This is a genomic window from Streptomyces sp. NPDC001902, from assembly GCF_042891295.1.
GTDB lineage: Bacteria > Actinomycetota > Actinomycetes > Streptomycetales > Streptomycetaceae > Actinacidiphila.
Genome location: NZ_JBIATA010000004.1, coordinates 184,089 through 201,608 on the forward strand (window position 1 = coordinate 184,089; position 17,520 = coordinate 201,608).

Sequence of the window (17,520 nt, forward strand, 5' to 3'; positions counted from 1 at the left end):
GTACCATCCCGAGGAGTTGCCCCATGCCCGAAGCACGTGAGGCGGGAGCCCCGGCGGCCCCGCCCCGGCCCGCGGACGGCGCCGGGACGCGCATACCGGGGCCGCGCAGCTCCACCCCCGCCGCCCCCGCCCCGTCCACCGGGGGCGGGGGCGGCGGCCGGGACCGCTACCTCGACCTGCTGCGCGCCCTCGCCCTGGTACGGGTGGTCGTCTACCACACCTTCGGCTGGGCCTGGCTGACCCTGCTCCTCCCGTCCATCGGCATCATGTTCGCCCTGGCCGGGTCGCTGGCCGCACATTCGCTGCAGCGTCCCGCGCTGTCCGTGGTGCGCGGCCGGCTGCGGCGGCTGCTGGTGCCCTTCTGGCTGTTCGCCGCCGCCGTGACCGTCCTGATGCTGCTCCACGGCTGGCGGCCGCACTCCTGGCACCGGATGCTGCTGTGGATCCTGCCGCTGGCCGACCCGCCCGGCACCGCCTGGGCCGAGCAGATCATCGCCCCGCTCTGGTACATCCGCACCTACCTGTGGCTCGTCCTGCTCTCCCCCTGGCTGCTCAAGGCCTTCCGGGCCGCGCCGCGTTCGTGCCTGGCCGCCTGCGGTGCCCTGGTCGTCCTCGCCCAGTACGACCGGCTGCCGCTCGCCGAGCCGGCCCTCACGCCGGTGGTCGACCTCGTCACCTTCGCCGCCTGCTGGCTGCTCGGGTTCGCGCACCGCGACGGCCTGCTGGACGCCCTGCGGGCCCGCACGGTGGTCGCCTCGGCCGCGTTCTGCCTCGCCGCGGGCGGCTGGTTCGCGTACACCCACCCCACCGACGAGGGCATCGACCTCGGTGAGATCCCGCTGGCCCAGGCGCTGTGGTCGGCCGGTTTCGTCCTCCTGCTGCTGCGCTTCCGCCCGCGCCGGACGGGCCGCCTGCCCGTCGCCGACGGCGCCGTCGGACTGCTCAACGCCCGTGCCGTCACCGTCTACCTGTGGCACGAGGTCGCGCTCTTCGCCAGCGTCCCGCTGATCGACCTGATGTGGGACGTGCCCTTCTTCGAGGCCCATCTCCCGCTCGACGCCACCTGGTTCCAGTTCCTCGTCGTCTGGCCGCTCATCGGCGCCGCCGTCCTGCTGGTCGGCTGGACCGAGGACGTCGCCTCACGACGCCGGCCGCGCCTGTGGCCGACGGGCGGGCGCAAGCGCGGCCGGCGGGCCCGCGGCCGCGCCGCCGGGGCCCGCTGAGTCACCGCGGCGCCCGGTCCCGGCGGCCCACCAGCAGGACCCCGCCCGCGATACCGCCGAGCAGCCAGACGAGGAGCATCGGCATCGTCCGGCCGAGCACGAGCAGGACCGGGAAGGCGACGAGCACCCCCGTGAGGACGGCCGCCGCCGCCCGCCGGACGGTGCCGCCCTCCACCCATTCGAGGCGGAGCACGCCGGAGCGCCGCCAGAAGGTCCACAGCCCCACCCCTGCGCCAAGGATGGCGAACACGGCGAAGGGGAAGGGCAGCCGGGGCAGCCGTTCCGGCGCCGCCGGGTCCCGGACCAGCGCGAGCAGACCGGTCACCAGGACCACCGGCCCGGCCAGGGCGAACACCCCGGCCACGAAGCGGACGAACCCGATGCCGACGGCCGGTGGCCGGCCCCCGCCAAAGGGCGCGGACCGCGAGGACATCGTGTGGAAGCGACGCGCCGCACCCCGGAAGTCCGTCACGAGGACCCAGCCGAAGCCGGTCGCCCCGAGCCCCCAGACCACCGAGAACAACGCGCCGCCGCCTCCGCCGCCCGCCATGTGGGCTCCCCCCTGCCACGCCACTGCCACAGTGAGGGTGGCAGGTCCGCGGGCCCGTGGGCATTGCCCGTTCCCGGCAGTGCGCGCGCGAACGGCGCCGCCTCACGGACCGCCGCGGAGCCGGCGGCCCTTGTCGATGACGCTCTGGACCGCGTCGGCCATGAACTCCTCGGCCGCGCGCACCTCGTGCGCCGCGCCGAGCAGGCCGGCGGTCCTGGCGAGCATTCGCTCGGTGTCCTCGTAGCCGCGGGAGCGCAGCCGCTCGAAGGTGGCGGGCGAGAAGTCCAGCAGTCCGCCGGGGGTGCCCAGGGTGCCCTCGGGGGTGAGCGGGCGGGACGGGCGGACGCGCAGCAGGGTCAGCCCGGGGTGCTCGATCTGCCGCACGGTCTCGCCCGGGGCGAGCTGGACGACGATGACGATGTCGCAGTGGTCGAGGTCGGCCAGGGCGCGGATGGGCGTGTTGTCCCGGCCGAGCATGCCGTCGCGGTAGTACTCCCCCGCGACCTGGCGCGGCGCGAACAGGAACGGAAGCGCGGCGCTGCCCAGCACGGCCTCCTTGATCTCCGCGTGCTCCAGGCCGTTGAGGTGGAGGATCCGCGAGCGGCTGCCGAGGAGTCCGGCCAGCCATTCGGCGGCCATCTGTCCGGCCCGCAGGTGCGGCAGTGGGTGCGGGGCCAGGACGGGGTACGCCGCGACCCGCATGGTGACGGCCGCCGGGCGCCGCAGCGCGGCCGCGTCGACGGCGCGGTCGGCGAGCCGCTCCAGGTCGCCGTGCGCGCCGAGGAGGCGGACGACCCTGGGCGCGAGGTTGCCGAACCTCTGCAGCAGGGACTCGGAGACGGCCCCGTCCGCGACGGCCCGGGTGCCGAACGGGGCGTCGCCTATGCGGGAGGTGAAGTCGCGCCACAGCTCCGCCAGGCGCGCCGCCCCCTCCCGCAGGTTCGGCGCACCCGCCAGCGCGACCCCGTTGAGGGCCCCGATGCTGGTCCCGGCGATGGCGGTGATCCGCGCGCCGTGGTGGGCCAGGCACTCGACCGCGCCCACCTGGTAGGCGCCCTTGGCGGCGCCTCCCGCCAGTACCAGCCCGAACCGGTGCGAGGCCGTCCCCTGTGCGGTCTCCCACCGGTCCGGGGCCGGTACCGCCCCCGTGCCCGGGCCTGCCGCCGCGCCGTACTCCGGCAGCGGCCCGGAACCGATGCCCGCGGCACGCCGCCGCAGGTCCCCGAAGCGGTCCGGCACGGGACCGCCCCCGTCGTGGGGCCCGATGCCCGGACCGGGTCCGGCGGGCCCCACGCCCCCCGCCCCCCGGACCTCCCCCTGGTGCTCAGGCATCGGGCCCTCCCCCTTCCCCCGTCCCCCGTCGCTTCTCGGTCTCGGTGCGCAGCGCGGCGCGTGCCTGGCGGGCGGCGTCGGCCTGCTCGTGGATGACGCCGCGGACGAACTCCTCGTGGGTCACCGCGGGTACGTGGCCGCAGTCGCGGCGGGCGTCCTCGACGGCCACGCGGGCCGGGTCGTCCGGACGGCGCGCGGGCGGCCGGGTGGACAGGTCCAGCGCGCGGGCGACGGCGTAGCCGATCGGGCGGTGCGGCGGCCGCAGCCGCGCGGACAGGCCGATGCCCGCGACCTCCGCGACCATCCGCCGCTCGTCGGCGTCCGGCATGTCGGCGAGGATCCGCTCCAGCAGGGACCGCACCGGCCTGCGGTGCGGCACGGGGAGCGGATCGGCCGCCGCGGTACGGCCTCCGAACGCCGGACGCGGACCCGGCGGGCGGCCCCCGGCCTCCTCGACCGCGCGGTAGGAGGGTGCCGGGGGCGTCCCCGGCACGGGCTCCGCCACCGGCCTGGCCGGCCAGTAGGCCTCCGCCGCCGCGGCCGCGCGCGGGTCGGCGAGGACGTCGTCGGCCAGGCGCTCCCGCCATCCCTCGTCGCCCGTGACGAACTCGTGCAGCCCCTGCCGTCCGGTCGCGCACTCCCGGGCCAGCAGCAGCACCTGGCACGGCCAGGGCAGTGCGGCGTACGCGCCCTGGTGGCGCCAGCGCCGTACCGCCGTGTCGCCGTCGGCCCAGGCCGACTGCCACAGCTCGGTGGCGAGCACCCGCCGGTCCAGTTCCAGCAGGGCGCGGGCGTGGGTGTCCAGGATCCGCTCGTGACCGTCGAGGCGTTCGTCGATCTCGGCGAAACGGCGGTCCACGGCGTCGATGAACTCGGCCAGGACGGCCGCGAGTTCGCGGATCTCCCGAAACGCCTGGCGGTTCGCCTCGCGCAGTTCCAGCACGCTGTCCTGGAGCTGCTCGACCTCCATGGCGAGCAGCCCCACCGTGAGGTCGGTGAACGCGAGGTGCCGGGCGGTCTCCTGGGCCCAGGCCACCATCCGGCGCTGGGTGAGGGCGAGCGCGGCCTGGGACTCCAGGGCGCGCTGCCGGTCCTTGCGGTTCCAGCCCAGGATGACCCGGCTGAAGAAGCCGTGCTCCACCCGCGCGGCGGTCAGGTTCTCCGCCGTCTCCAGGCCGTCCACGATCTCGGCCAGCGCCCGGTTGCCCGCGATCGGGATGCGCCTGCGCAGTTCCCGCAGGTCGACGTCGCGCACGGCGGGTCAGTCCTTCCCGCCGCGCAGGGCGAACACCGTGGGCTCCAGGACGCGCAGTCCCGCCGCGCGGTAGGCGGGGCACACCACGAACGCCACGGGCCGCCCCGGCTCGCAGGTCGGCCACAGGATGTGCCGGTCGGGGTCGGCGATGGTGCCGGCGGGCAGGTCGAAGACGAACTCGGTGGGGTGGCCGCTGGCGGCCATCGCCTGCAGCAGGTCGGCGGCCTCCTGGCCGACCCGGTCCAGCAGCCTGCGGCCGCGCCGGTCCGGCTCGATCCGGCCGCCGTCGGTGACGATCCGGTTCAGCTCCGCCAGGTCCGGCTCGCCGGTGCCGGTGCCGAAGAGCGCGCCGCACATCTGCCGTACCAGTTCGGCCTCCCGCAGCACCACGTCGTCCCCGCCGTCGGTGGCGGTGCGCGGGCCGATCACCTCGGGGAGGCGCTGGGTGAACAGCGCCTTGAGCCGGTCGGCGAACGCGTAGTGGCTCAGGGCCCGTTCGTCGGTCAGGTCGGTGCGCTCGCTGACCTGGCCGGCCCGCATGAGGTCCAGCACCTCGTCGTGCTCCGCGAGCCTGCGGGCCGCGGCCTCCGCCGCCGCCTCGGTCGCGCCCAGGCGCGCGGAGAGCGCGTCGTGCAGACGCGACAGCCCGTCGATCCGGCTCAGTCCCGCCTCCGCGCGCACGGCCAGCTCCTCCAATGCGGCCTCGGCGCGCTCGGCCCGGCCGGGGAGCCCGGTCAGGGCGCCGATGCGGGCCCCGAGCCGCGCCTCGCGGCGTGCGGAGTCCTGCTCCAGCGCGGTCAGCCGGCCCTCCAGCTTGTCCAGTTCGGCGATCCGGTCCAGCGCCGCGGACAGCCGCTCCCACTCGGCGCGCGGCACGGTCACCGTCGCGGCGGCCCTGCCGGGTGCCGTCCCGGAGCCCGCCCCGGACCCCGTCGCCGTCGTCGCCCGGCTCCGTGGCGGCGTGCGCCGCTCCGTCCCACGCCGCGGCGCCCGCGGCTCGCGCTCCACCGTGCCGTCACCGCCACCGTCGTGGTGGTCACCGCCGCCGTCGCCGTCGCCGTCGCGGTCGCCCGCGGGCGCCGCCTCCGCCTTCCGGAACCAACCGAACATGGTCTCCCCCTCGTCCTCGGCGCGTTCTTCCCTGTGGTCCGCACCGCTCATCTGCCGTCGCCCCTACATGCGGTCGAAGTCGACGCGGACCTTGTGACTGCCGCCGGTCGCCGGGTCGAAGGCCTCCACCTCGATCTCGGAGCGGCCGAAGTAGAACAGCAGCCGGATCGGCCGCTCCCGCAACGGCCGCCCCACGGTCTCCCCGATGTCGACGGCGAGCCGGCCGATCTCCTCGCAGCCGTCCTCGTCCACGTAGCGGGGTTCGGCCTTGACGGTGCGGTAGACCCGCAGCTCGATCTCGGTCTGGTCCTCCCGGGTGGGCAGGATGGTGAACGGGAAGGCGTCCTTCACCCGCACGCTGTCCAGCCGCCGCACGGCCACGGCGAAGCGGCCCACGCAGAGGATGTCGCCGTCGTCGTCGCGGAACATCCGCATCGGCGAGTCGACGCTCTCCTCGAACAGCTTCGAGGTCTCGAAGCCGTAGGTGTACTTGGCCTGCCGGGACAGGAACACCCGCGGGTTGTAAGCGAAGTGGGTCGCCCCCTCCAGCACCGCCAGCGCCGGGTCCGGCGGCACCAGGATGCGGTGCCGGGAGCCGAAGTGCCGGTGCATGCGCTCCCGCAGCCACTGGGACTTGGCGAACCCGCCGACCAGCACCAGGGTCTCCGACCCCGTGGCGCCCGCGCCCGCGGCCTCCCCGCTGGTGCGGCGGATGGCGGCCAGTTGCTCCTCGACCTTGTCCAGGATCCCCTCGACCACGCTGTCCAGGAGGACCTCCACCTCCTCCGGCGCCAGCACCATCCGCTGCGGGCGGCCGCCCGCCTCCTCCGTCAGCCGGGCCCGGCTGCCCTCGTCCAGCAACTGCCAGACGGTGACGGGCAGGTCGATCCGGACGGTGTCCATGATGTGCGGGGTGCCGTCCTCGTCCCACTCGACCTCCGCGGTGGTCTTGGCCCGCTCCCACTGCTCGGACAGCTCCAGCAGGTCCCCCGAGTGCTCCCGCTCCAGCCGCCTCAGCAGCTCGGGCCCCAGCCGCTTGCCCAGGGCCTGCTCACGGAAGGCCTGGTTGACGTACTCCGAGCCGAGCCGGCCGCCGGTGGCCACGCCGATCTCGCGGAGCGCGATGAGCTCGGCCGCGTCGCTGGAGGTCTCGTACGCCGTGATGTCCACGGTGCCGCCGCCGCAGTCGACGACCATGAAGCGGAAGCCGTCCACGTTGAGCTGCAGCCGGTCGCGCATGCCGGTCCCGTCGGTCAGGTCGGCCATCCGCAGGTAGCAGTAGAGCGCCGCGGCCTCCGGCTCGATGGACGGCAGCAGCCGCTCCGGGTCGTCGGGGAAGCCGGCATCCACCGCCGCGTGCCGCATCGCGGCCCGGTCCTCGTCGTCCCAGATCGCCGGGACGGTGATGCACCAGCGGATCTCCCGCTCGGCGTAGCCCGCGTCCTTGATCTGGGCGACCGCCAGTTCCCTGATCTCCCGCAGGTAGGCCGTGATCAGCTCGCGCACCCGGCCGCGGTCGCCGAGGTCGACGATGCCGCCGGTGGTCGGCATGTCCACCGGGGCGCCGTCGTCCTTGAGCGCCATCTTGAACGCGTAGGCGTAGCCCAGGCCGTCCGTCCGGCCGCCGTCGGAGGCCTCCGACCACTGCTTGCGCGCCTTGTGGCCCCAGGCCACCGTGGTGCCGTCCGCGTCGACGAGCAGCGCGGTCAGGTTCTTCGGGTAGTCCACGCGGTGCTCGGGGAACCGGCTGTAGAAGGTGATCCGCCGGGACTGCGGATCGTCGTTCAGCGGGGTCACCACGGCCCAGGCGAAGCCGGTGCCGTGCGTGCCGAAGTCGACGGCGGCCACCACCTTCGGCCTGCCCGCCCCCGACGTGTCGAAGCCGCTCATCGGTCAACTCCCCCCGGTCATGGGGCGTCCGTACCCGCCCCGCACCTGACAGGCTGTCCCAATTCCGCAGTTATCCGGAGGGCCCGGGTGTTGCCAGGGCATATTTGGCAACACCCGGGCAGGCACCGGGCGACGGGAACGGAGGGGGCCCTTGGAGGCGGAACAGAACGGCTTCGGGCAGGAGTTGCGCCGCAGGCGCCAGGCGGCCGGCAAGTCGCTGGGCGAACTGGCGGAGCGCGTGCCGTGCAGCCGCAGCTTCCTGAGCCGGGTCGAGAACGGCATGCGCCGCCCGACGTACGAACTGGCCGAGAGGTGCGACCACTTCCTCGAGGCCGGGGGCGAACTGCTCAGCCTCGCCCCGCGGCCGCGGCCCGCCCGCGAGCCCCGCGGCGGCAAGGAGCGCGACGGCGTCCGCGGTCCGGTCCGTACGGCGTCCAAACTGGTCGACCGCGCCGCGCCCGTGCCGCCCGACGCCCCCGCCCTGGCCTCCGGGTACGGCGAGGAGTTCGACCGGCTCGTGCGGCGCGGCGACCTGCGGCACGCCGCGGGCCGGATGCGCGAGGCGGACCGCTGCTACCGGGAGGCGCACCGGCTGGCCGAGGGCCGGCCGCGCGCCCAGGCCCTGGCCGTGGTGCGGATCTGCCGCCGCTGGTCGGACCCGGGCCAGGTCGACCGGGAGCTGCTGCACCTGATCGGCGACAGCCTGGCCGCCCTGCGCGACGACCCCGGTCCCGAGGCCGGCGCGCTGCGCCTGCAGCTCAACGCGCACCGGGCGAAGAAGCTCTCCATGGCGGTCAGCGCGGACACCGCCGTGCCCCGGGCCGGCCCGGACAGCGGCGCGGCCCTGGCCCGGCACACGCTGGGCGGCCTGGAACGCGCGGACGCCGCGGACCCCGCGGAAGCCTCCGGCCTCGGCGAGGAGGTGCGCTGCGAGGTGCTGACCGAGTGCCGCTGGGGCCTGTACGACTTCGCGCCAGCCGCCGCCTCACTGGCGCTGTCGGAGCGGCTGCGCGACGCCGCCGTGCGCCACGGTTCGGCGCACTTCCGGGGCGAGGCGCTGATGGGGCTGGCCGTGGACCAGCTGCGCATGGGCCGGGTGTACCCGGCGCTGTCCACGGCCCAGGAGCACCGCAGGCACGCCGCCGCGAGCCGCAGTGAACTGGCCCGCTGGCAGCAGCGCACCCTCGACACCACGCTCGACCTGTGGCGCGGCCGGTTCGCGGCCGCGGCGGACTGGATCCTGCGGGAGTCCGCCGAGTACGCCGACCGGCTCGCCGCCGACCTGGACGTGCCCGCCGGCAACTTCCGGCAGACCCGGATGGGCCAGGCCTACTGGCTGCTGCGCGAGCAGGGCCGGATGCACGAGCTGTTCGCGGACGGCCTCGCCGACGACGTGCAGGAGCACGGCTACTTCCCGGTCTGGCGGGCGGGGCTCGTCCTCGCCCTGTGCGAGACCGGCGCCCGGGACCAGGCCGCCGACCTGCTGCAGGCCTTCGCCGACGACACCGACGGCTTCCGCGCCCTGCCGCCGCACGGCTGGGCGGTGCCCACGCTCGCCCTGCTCGCCGAGGCCTGCGCCGCTATCGGCGACCAGGCCGAGCTGCGACCCCTGGTGGCCCGGCTGCGCGAACGGCTGGCCCCGCACAACGGCACCGGCATCGCCCTGGCCGGCTGGCCCACGGTGCTGGTCGCGCCCACGGCCCAGGCGTGCGGTGTGCTCGCCCTGACCGCCGGGGAACCGGACGCCGCCCTCGCGCACTTCCGCCTGGCGGCCACCCCGGCCCGCACCTCCGCCCCGCAGCTCGCCCGGCTCCGCCTGTGGCAGGCCCGCGCCCTGCGCGCCTGCGGCCGCCCGGACGCCGCCGCGGAGGCACCGCGCCTGCTGCGCTCGGCCCGCGCGGTCGCGGAGGAGTACGGGATGGCACGGCTGGCCGCGGAGTGCGCGGCGCCGCCGGCGGAGGCCGGCGGCGGGTGAGGCAGACGAGTCGAGCTGTACGCCGGGTTCTGTCCCCGGTCGGCCTCGCGGCCGGCCGGGCGACGGCCATCCATCTAGGACCGGCGTTGCCGCCGGCCTCGTGCGGTCTACCCGCGGACTCGGGCGGGCAGCCCTCGATCGTCCGCGCAGGGCCGTCTCACGACGGCCCCTTTTGACCTTGCTCCGGGTGGGGTTTACCTAGCTGCCCAGGTCACCCTGGGCACTGGTGGTCTCTTACACCACCGTTTCACCCTTACCGGGAGCCTTGCGGTCCCGGCGGTCTGTTTTCTGTGGCACTGTCCCGCGGGTCACCCCGGGTGGGCGTTACCCACCACCCTGCCCTGTGGAGCCCGGACGTTCCTCGGCAGGACCAGGTCCTGACGCGGCCGCCCGCTCGGCTCGTCTGCCGTGGCGACCATGCTACCGGCCGATCACGCCGGGGTGAAAAGCACGGTGTGGCGGCCGGGGTCGGCCTGCGTCAGACGGACCGGGAGCGGCTCGCCGAGCGGGAGGGGTGCGGTGCCGCCGCGGACGCGGGCGACGACGGCCGGGGCACGCAGGTGGACCGTGCCGGAGGTCGGGTCGGAGTCCTTGATGTCGATGACGTAGGCGTCGAAGACCTCGCCGACGCGGTCCTTGAGCAGGGCCGCCTCGACGAGGTCGAGGGAGGCGCTCTCGATGGTGGCCGCGAAGTGCGATCCGCCGCGCATGTCGCGGGGCAGGTCCCGGAACGCGGCCGCGACCCACTCCGGCGGCTCCTGGCCGGCCACCGCGGCCAGGCAGAACTCGGCGGCGTAGCGGTCGACGAGGCGCCGCAGGGGCGCGGTGCAGTGCGTGTACGCCTCGGCGACGGCGGCGTGCACGGCCGGCTCGGCGGGGTGGCCGGGCCAGAAGGGCGTGTAGTCGGCGCCGCGGAACAGGCTCGTCGCCTCGTGCAGGAACGCCGCGTGGGTGGTGCGCTCCGGGTCCAGGGTGCGGACGAGTTCGGCGTACGAGGTCATGTGCGGCCAGTCGATGCGCAGCGCCGCGGCGACCCTGCGCAGCCTGGCCACCTCCCCGTGCGGGGCGAGCGGGAGCGTACGGAGGATGCCGGTGCCGGAGCGGAGCATGACGCCGGCGGCGACCATGCCCGTGAGCAGGGAGATCTGGGCGTTCCAGGCGTCGACGGGGCGCGGCGCCCGGTACCGCAGGGCGTAGCCGCCGTCGAGCTCCACGACCTCCTGCTCGGGCACGTTCAGCGAGATGCCGCCGCGGGCCCTCTCCTGCTCCTCGCGCAGCCGGCCGACGGTGCGGAGCAGCGCCACGGGCTCCTCGGCGGTGCCGGCGTCGATCGCGTGCTGCACGCCCGCGTAGTCCAGCCGGGCGCGGCTGCGGACGAGCGCCCGGCGGACGTCCACGTCGGTGACCGCGCCGTCCGCGTCGAGGTCGATCCGCCACAGCACGGCGGGCCGGTCCTGCCCGGCCAGCAGGCTGGCCGCCCCCTCGCCGAGCACCGGCGGGTGCAGGGGCACCCGTACGTCGGGGAAGTACAGGGTCTGCACGCGCCGGTGCGCCTCGGCGTCCAGCGCGCCGCCGGGCGTGACGAAGGCGGCGGCGTCGGCGATCGCGTACGACACCCGGTAGCCGCGGCCGCCCTCGCGCACGGCGAGGTGCATCGCCTGGTCCAGGTCGAGCGACCCGGGCGGGTCGACGGTGAAGAACGGCACGTCGGTGGCGTCGTACGCGGGCAGCCGGGGACCGCGCGCCGCCTCCTCGGCCTCCGCGAGCACGTTCGCCGGGAAGTCCCGCCGCACGTGCAGGTCCGCGCGGAGCGCGTCCAGCGCGGACCTCAACCGGACTCCGTCGGCGGTGGTGACGCGCAGGGGACGACGAGGCATGGAGCGAGCCTAAGTCGGGCGGTCGTAGGCTGCACTGCACCGGGGAAACGTGAAGGAGAACAACCGTGCTCGTCCTGCTACCGCCGTCCGAGGGCAAGGCCACCGACGGCACCGGCCCCGCCGTCGACCTGGGCTCCCTCTCCCTGCCCGGGCTCACCACGGCCCGCGCGACGGTGCTGGACGAGCTCGTCGGGCTCTGCGCGGGCGGCGACGAGGACAAGGCCGCGGACGTGCTCGGGCTCAGCCCCGGACTGCGCGGCGAGATCGCCCGCAACGCGGGGCTGCGCGAGGCGCGGACCCGGCCCGCGGGCGAGATCTACACCGGCGTGCTCTACGACGCCCTCGGCCTGGACACCCTGGACGCCGCCGCCCGGCGCCGGGCCGCCCGCTCGCTGCTGGTCTTCTCCGGGCTGTGGGGCGCGGTCGGCGTCCGGGACGCGATCCCCGCGTACCGCTGCTCGATGGGCGTGAAGCTGCCGGCGCTCGGGTCGCTCGCCACGTACTGGCGCACGCACCTCGCCGAGGCCCTCCCGGACGCCGCGGAGGCCGCGGGCGGGGGCCTGCTCCTGGACCTGCGGTCCTCGGCGTACGGGGCGGCGTGGAAACCGGCCCCGCGCAGCGCGCTCGCGGGGCGCACGGCGACGGTGCGGGTGGTGCAGGCGGAGACGCGGAAGGTCGTCAGCCACTTCAACAAGGCGACCAAGGGGCGGATCGTGCGGGCCCTCCTGGAGTCCGGGGCGCGCCCCGGGAACCCCGACGCGCTCGTCGCGGCCCTGCGCGACCTGGGCTTCACGGTGGAAGTGCCTGCGCCCGGCCGCCTCGACGTGTTGGTGACGGACGTCCACTGAGTTCGTGTGCGGGTGGGTTGTCGTGTGCGGCGCCGCGTTTGTTGCGGTTGGGGGTTCCCCCGCCCTCCCGCCCGATTGCCCGGCGCCCTCAGTGCGGGCCTGCGCTCTGTTGGGTTGGGGTCGGTGCCGCGCCGGCGCACTCCCCCAGCCTTCGGCCGGGGGGACCCCCACAGCGCTCGCGGTTTGGCCCTACGTCATTCGGCGCCGGGTTCGCCGCTCGTCTCCCCCAGCCTTCGGCCGGGGGGACCCCCATGGGCGCACCCCGCCACACCCCCTGCCGTGTGTCGGGGCGCATGACGGCCGGTAGTGGGTGAGAAAGGCACTTGCGGCAACCCCGGACCACCCTCTGAACCCCGTCCGGCCGTCAGCCGCCCACACGACCGGAGGGGGTGTGGCGGGGTGCCCCCGGCCGAAGGCTGGGGGAGACGAGCGGAGCACGCGGCGCCCGACGATGTGGGGCAGCGCCCCGAGCGCCGAGGTGAGGGTCCCCCCGGCCGAAGGGTGGGGGCGTGCCCCGGCGCGGCACCGACCCACAACGAACGCAGCGGGGCGGTCACTGACCGCGCCGGATGGGGGTCTCCCCGGCCGAAGGCTGGGGAGGGCGGGGGACGCCTGCCGCAGGCGCAACGGAGCCGCACGCGACAACAGGCCGCACGGGGCACCCCGTTGCGCAGGCTGCAACGCGCGTTGCGAGGGCCGCACGGGGGCGGCACGATGCCACGGTGCTGAACCTCGCCCCCGTTGCCCCCGTGATCCCCGTCCTCACGCTGGACGACCCCGCCGACGCGGCCCCGCTCGTCCGGGCGCTGGTCCGCGGGGGGTTGACCGCGGTGGAGTTCACGCTGCGGACACCCACCGCGCTGGAGGCGATCGCCGCGGCGGCCCGTGAGGTGCCCGAGGCGGTCGTGGGGGCCGGGACCGTGGTGCGGGCGGAGCAGGTGGGGGCGGCGGCGCGGGCCGGGGCGCGGTTCCTGGTGAGCCCGGGGTGGACGCCGGGCCTGCTGGAGGCGATGACCGCGTCCGGGCTGCCGTTCCTGCCCGGCGTGTCGACCGCCTCCGAGGTGGTCGCCCTGGCCGAACGCGGCGTGACGGAGCTGAAGTTCTTCCCCGCGGAGGCGGCCGGCGGCACGGCGTACCTCAGGGCGCTGGCCGCCCCGCTGCCGGACGTCCGGTTCTGCCCGACCGGCGGCATCGACGCGGAGCGCGCGCCGGCGTATCTGGCGCTGCCCAACGTCGCCTGCGTGGGCGGTAGTTGGATGGTCCCGCAGGACGCCCTGCGGGACCGCGACTGGGACCGGGTGGAGCGGCTCGCCCGCGAGGCGGCCGCGCTGCGGGCAACGGCGCGGCCCGCGCCGTCAGCGCAGGTGTGACGTGTCGTTGAGCAGCCGCAGCGACGCGTTCCCGTCCCCGTAGTACGCCACCGCCGACAGCGCCGCCGGCGACAGCTCCATCCGGAACAGCGACTCCGGCGGGGCGCCCAGGGCGAGGCGGACCAGGGTCTTGATCGGGGTGACGTGTGTGACCAGCAGGACCGTGCGGCCGGGGTGACGGGCGAGGAGCTTGTCCCGGGAGAGGGAGACCCGGCGGGCGACGGCGGCGAAGCTCTCCCCGCCGGGCGGGGCGGCCTTGGCCGAGCCGAGCCAGGCGTGAAGTTCGTCCGGGTAGCGCTCCTTCACCTCGGCGAAGGTGAGCCCCTCCCAGGCGCCGAAGTCGGTCTCGCGCAGCCCCTCGTCGACGCGTACGTCGAGGCCGAGCCGGTCCGCGACGGCCTGCGCGGTCTGCCGGCAGCGCGCCAGCGGCGAGGTGACGACGGCCTGGACGGTGCCGCGGGCGGCGAGGGTGTCGGCGGCGCGCCGGGCCTGCCAGAGGCCCTTCTCCGAGAGTTCCGGGTCGTCGCCGCCGCTGCCGGAGAAGCGCTTGTCCGCGGTGAGCGGGGTCTCGCCGTGCCGCAGCAGGACGAAGGTGGTGGGCGTGCCGAGGTCGGCCGCCGCCGCCCAGCCGACGGGCGGGGCCTTGGATGCCTCGTCCACGGCCTCGTCCACCGGTTCGGGCTCGGTGGCGGCGGTGACCAGCGCGGCGGCGGAGCGGCCGGGCTCCCACTGCTCGCCGCGCTTGCCGGCGTCCATCGCCTCGTTGGCGAGCCGGTCGGCGTGCTTGTTCTTCTCGCGCGGGATCCACTCGTAGCTGACCTGCTCCGCCGGCAGGACGGCCTTCGCCTCGGCGGCCAGCGGCCGCATGTCCGGGTGCTTGATCTTCCAGCGGCCGGACATCTGCTCGACGACCAGCTTGGAGTCCATCCGCACCCGTACCCGGGCCTGCGGGTCGATCGCGCGCGCGGCGCGCAGCCCGGCGATCAGGCCCCGGTACTCGGCGACGTTGTTGGTGTGCCGGCCGATGAACTCGGCGGCCTCGGCGAGCACTTCGCCCGTGGCGCCGTCGCAGACGACGGCGCCGTACCCGGCCGGTCCCGGGTTGCCCCGGGACCCACCGTCGGCCTCCACCACCAACGTACGGGCCATTACAGGCCCGACTCGGGGGTGCGGACGAGGATGCGGCGGCAGTTCTCGCAGCGCACGACCTCGTCGGCGGCGGCCGCCCGCACCTCGTTGAGCTCGGTGATGTTCAGCTCCAGCCGGCAGCCCTCACAGCGCTTCTGGTAGAGCCGGGCGGCCCCGACGCCGCCGGACTGGCCGCGCAGCTTGTCGTAGAGCTTCAGCAGGTCGGCGGGGACCGAACCGGCGATGATCTCGCGCTCCTTGGTGACCGTGGAGCCCTCGGCGTCGATCTCCTGCAGCACCACGTTGCGGCGCTCCGTGGACTCGCCGGCCTTGGCCTGCACGGACTCCAAGCGCCCGGTCAGCTCCTGGACCCGCTCCTGCAGGCCCTCGCGGCGCTCCATGACCTCCAGGACGACGTCCTCGAGGTCGCTCTGCCGCTTGGCGAGCGAGGCGATCTCGCGCTGCAGGTTCTCCAGGTCCTTGGGGGAGGAGACCGCGCCGGAGTCCAGCCGCTCCTGGTCGCGGACGGCGCGCTTGCGCACCTGGTCCACGTCCTGCTCGGCCTTGGTCTGCTCGCGGGCGGTGTCGCTCTCCTCGGTCTGGGCGGCGACCAGCAGGTCGCGCAGCTGGGTCACGTCGGAGTTCAGGCGCTCGATCTCCGCGTGCTCGGGAAGGTTGATGCGCTTGTGGTCCAGCTGCGCGAGGCGCGCGTCGAGGGCCTGGACCTCAAGCAGTCGGATCTGGTCTGCGGGCGCGGCTTTCAGCGGGGGGCTCCTGAGGTCGTGGGTTCGTCAAGGGGAAGTGCCGGGGCGTGGGCCGTCCACGGGTCGGTGACGGCGCGCGAAACGTACGTGCGCAGTGCCCAGCCGTGCCGTTCGCAGACCTCGTCGAGCCGGCGCGCGGCCTGCTCGCACCAGGGCCATTCGGTGGCCCAGTGGGCGGCGTCGACGAGCGCGGGCGGACCCGCCTGCTGCGCCTCGGACGCCGGGTGGTGGCGCAGGTCGGCGGTGAGGTAGACGTCCACCCCGGCCCTGCGCACATCGTCGAAGAGGCTGTCGCCGGAGCCGCCGCACACCGCCACGGTGCGGACCTGCCGCTCCGGGTCGCCCGCGACGCGCAGTCCGGTCGCGGTGGCCGGCAGGCCGGCCGCCGCACGGCGCGCGAACTCCGCCAGCGTCATCGGCTCGGGCAGTTCGCCGATCCGGCCGAGGCCGCGGCGGCCGGACGGGTCGGCGGGGTCGGGCACGAGGGGTCCGGTGACCCGCAGGCCGACGGCCTCGGCGAGGGCGTCGGAGACCCCGGGGTCGGCCCGGTCGGCGTTGGTGTGCGCCACGTGCAGCGCGACGTCGTTCTTGATCAGGGTGTGCACGACGCGGCCCTTGAAGCCGGTCGCCGCGACCGTCGTCGTCCCGCGCAGGTAGAGCGGGTGGTGCGTGACCAGCAGGTCGGCGCCGGTGGCGATCGCCTCCTCGACGACCTCCCGGACCGGGTCGACGGCGAACAGGACCCGGCCGACCTCCGCGTCCGGGTCCCCGCAGACGAGACCGACGGCATCCCACTGCTCGGCCCACGCCGGAGGCCAGAGGGCTTCGAGGGCGGCGATGACGTCGGACAGTTTCGGCACGGGTCGAGGTTACCGCGCCGGTGGCGGGCGGCCGGAATCCCGGGCTGGTCATGAGCACACCGAGCATCCGAAGTCCGACGGAACGGGACGAGAGCCACCCTTATGTGTGAAGACCACCAACTCGTGTCGGACGCCCGGGCGTGCGAAAACTAGCGTCGTGGCCCGGAGGTGAGCCACACCATGACAGCCTGCGCCACCGAGACCACCACCGTGCGACGGGCCGGGTTCACGATCGCCGCGGACGGCTCCTACGCCGCCTGCCTGGCCCAGGCACCCGACGGGGGTGACGGCTGGTACCCCGAGCGCTGGACGCTCGGCGGGCCCGAGCCGTACACCGTGCCCCTGCCCGGCAACCAGCCCGAGGAACAGTGCTCCGAGGTCCTGCCGTTGCCCGACGGCCGCGTGCTCATCCGCCGCCGGGTCGCCGACCGGTACGACCTCGCCCTGCTCTACCCGACCGGTCCCGGGACCGGCGAACTGCTCGTCGGCTCGCTGCCGGGCGGGGACGCGGAGGCGCGGCTGCTGCCCCCGGTCGCCTCCGGCGAGGCGTACGCGCTCACCTACGACCCGGTGCGCGAGGTGTCGGCGGTGTGGCTGGTGCACGACGACCGGGACCTGCGGCCGCGCCGGCTGGCGGAGGTCCCGGGCCGCTGCGGGGGCGGCGCGTGGCTGGACCGGGCGGGCCGGCTGCTCGCGCTGGACCGCGAGGCGGAGGGGACGGTCAAGACGGTCGCCGTCGACCTGGAGCGGGCCGGGGCGGTCAGCCCGCTGCTGCAGATCACCGAGGGGAGCAACGACCGGTTGCTGCTCGCGGAGCCGGACAGCGGGCTGCTGATAGTGCGCACCGACGCCACCGGCGAGGACCGCATCGGCTGGGGCGTCCTGGGCAGCCGCCGGCCCCTGCGGTTCGCCGAGTGCCTGCGTGTCCCGGACGCGGTGCTCACCCCGTTCGCGGCGCAGCCCGGCCAGGTGCTGATGCCCGAGGCGTGCGCGGTGGCGCTGCGCGCGGACGGCCCGCACGGCACGTCGCTGGCGGTCTGGCGGCCCGGGGAACGCCGTACCACCTGGCTGTCGGCGCCGGAGGGCTGGCTGCCCGGGGCCGGCCTGTGGTCGGACCGCGGGGTGCTGCGCCTGCCGTACGCCTGCACGCACTGCCCGTGCGGCACGGTGGAGTACCAGGCGCCGCCCGCGGTGCCCGTGCCGCCCCCGCCGGGGAGCGCGGCGGAGGGCGCTCCCGCGGACGTCCCGGAGGCGGCCACGACCAGCCCTGTGCTCCCGTTGCAGAAGGCGCCGCTGGCCACAGGATCTTGAATCGGTAAACTCCTGCGGCGTTCCGCG

14 protein-coding genes and 1 other RNA gene are annotated in these 17,520 nt (G+C 75.6%); 5 read left to right on the plus strand and 10 right to left on the minus strand.

Features of this window, described 5'->3' with window-relative positions; translation table 11 throughout:
* The first annotated feature begins 23 nt into the window (after nt 1–23).
* Complete coding sequence (locus ACFYYN_RS09565) at nt 24–1,223, plus strand: acyltransferase family protein (protein WP_500545317.1); 1,200 nt, start codon at nt 24–26, stop codon at nt 1,221–1,223.
* 1 nt (nt 1,224) lies between these two features.
* Here ACFYYN_RS09565 and ACFYYN_RS09570 read toward each other — a convergent pair whose 3' ends face one another.
* The 5 genes from ACFYYN_RS09570 to ACFYYN_RS09590 all read right to left on the minus strand — a co-directional run bounded on the left by ACFYYN_RS09570 (nt 1,225) and on the right by ACFYYN_RS09590 (nt 7,360).
* Entirely contained in the window at nt 1,225–1,773 is a 549-nt protein-coding gene (locus tag ACFYYN_RS09570; protein ID WP_500545318.1) for a hypothetical protein, read from the minus strand.
* Nucleotides 1,774–1,875: 102 nt separating this feature from the next.
* Nucleotides 1,876–3,105 carry a patatin-like phospholipase family protein gene (locus ACFYYN_RS09575; RefSeq protein ID WP_500545319.1) on the minus strand — a complete coding sequence of 410 codons (1,230 nt, stop codon included), beginning with the start codon at nt 3,103–3,105 and terminating at the stop codon, nt 1,876–1,878.
* Complete coding sequence (locus ACFYYN_RS09580; RefSeq protein ID WP_500545320.1) at nt 3,098–4,360, minus strand: hypothetical protein; 1,263 nt, start codon at nt 4,358–4,360, stop codon at nt 3,098–3,100. The genes ACFYYN_RS09575 and ACFYYN_RS09580 overlap by 8 nt, the downstream gene beginning before the upstream one ends.
* Before the next feature lie 6 nt (nt 4,361–4,366).
* The gene (locus ACFYYN_RS09585) at nt 4,367–5,470 is read right to left on the minus strand and encodes a hypothetical protein (protein WP_500545321.1); all 1,104 of its coding nucleotides are present in this window, start codon (nt 5,468–5,470) and stop codon (nt 4,367–4,369) included.
* Nucleotides 5,471–5,533: 63 nt separating this feature from the next.
* Complete coding sequence (locus ACFYYN_RS09590; protein WP_500545322.1) at nt 5,534–7,360, minus strand: Hsp70 family protein; 1,827 nt, start codon at nt 7,358–7,360, stop codon at nt 5,534–5,536.
* A gap of 151 nt (nt 7,361–7,511) precedes the next feature.
* Here ACFYYN_RS09590 and ACFYYN_RS09595 point away from each other — a divergent pair, with 151 nt between their 5' ends.
* Nucleotides 7,512–9,335 (plus strand): helix-turn-helix domain-containing protein, encoded by a 1,824-nt coding sequence (locus tag ACFYYN_RS09595; RefSeq protein ID WP_500545323.1) that lies wholly within the window; start codon nt 7,512–7,514, stop codon nt 9,333–9,335.
* 2 nt (nt 9,336–9,337) lie between these two features.
* Here the strand turns inward: ACFYYN_RS09595 and rnpB are convergent.
* Nucleotides 9,338–9,737, minus strand: an RNA gene (gene rnpB / locus ACFYYN_RS09600) — RNase P RNA component class A.
* Nucleotides 9,738–9,766: 29 nt separating this feature from the next.
* On the minus strand, nt 9,767–11,212 hold the full coding sequence (locus ACFYYN_RS09605; RefSeq protein WP_500545324.1) for an RNB domain-containing ribonuclease: 1,446 nt from the start codon (nt 11,210–11,212) through the stop codon (nt 9,767–9,769).
* Nucleotides 11,213–11,277: 65 nt separating this feature from the next.
* Here ACFYYN_RS09605 and yaaA point away from each other — a divergent pair, with 65 nt between their 5' ends.
* Together yaaA and eda are read left to right on the plus strand one after the other, a co-directional pair.
* On the plus strand, nt 11,278–12,060 hold the full coding sequence (gene yaaA, locus ACFYYN_RS09610; protein WP_500545325.1) for a peroxide stress protein YaaA: 783 nt from the start codon (nt 11,278–11,280) through the stop codon (nt 12,058–12,060).
* Nucleotides 12,061–12,782: 722 nt separating this feature from the next.
* Nucleotides 12,783–13,430: a bifunctional 4-hydroxy-2-oxoglutarate aldolase/2-dehydro-3-deoxy-phosphogluconate aldolase gene (gene eda, locus ACFYYN_RS09615; protein ID WP_500545326.1), complete on the plus strand. Its 648-nt coding sequence runs from the start codon at nt 12,783–12,785 to the stop codon at nt 13,428–13,430.
* On the opposite strand, the gene ACFYYN_RS09620 is transcribed toward eda, so the two are convergent.
* The 3 genes from ACFYYN_RS09620 to ACFYYN_RS09630 are packed head-to-tail and all read right to left on the minus strand — an operon-like array spanning nt 13,416 to nt 16,182.
* Nucleotides 13,416–14,579 (minus strand): bifunctional RNase H/acid phosphatase, encoded by a 1,164-nt coding sequence (locus ACFYYN_RS09620; RefSeq protein WP_500545327.1) that lies wholly within the window; start codon nt 14,577–14,579, stop codon nt 13,416–13,418. The genes eda and ACFYYN_RS09620 overlap by 15 nt on opposite strands.
* A complete protein-coding gene (locus ACFYYN_RS09625) occupies nt 14,579–15,322 on the minus strand; it encodes a zinc ribbon domain-containing protein (protein ID WP_500322399.1) in 744 nt (247 codons plus the stop codon). The genes ACFYYN_RS09620 and ACFYYN_RS09625 overlap by 1 nt, the downstream gene beginning before the upstream one ends.
* Complete coding sequence (locus tag ACFYYN_RS09630; protein WP_500545328.1) at nt 15,319–16,182, minus strand: Nif3-like dinuclear metal center hexameric protein; 864 nt, start codon at nt 16,180–16,182, stop codon at nt 15,319–15,321. The genes ACFYYN_RS09625 and ACFYYN_RS09630 overlap by 4 nt, the downstream gene beginning before the upstream one ends.
* A 180-nt stretch (nt 16,183–16,362) precedes the next feature.
* Between ACFYYN_RS09630 and ACFYYN_RS09635 the strand changes: the two genes are divergently transcribed.
* Nucleotides 16,363–17,493 (plus strand): hypothetical protein, encoded by a 1,131-nt coding sequence (locus ACFYYN_RS09635; RefSeq protein ID WP_500322199.1) that lies wholly within the window; start codon nt 16,363–16,365, stop codon nt 17,491–17,493.
* The last annotated feature ends 27 nt before the right edge of the window (nt 17,494–17,520 follow it).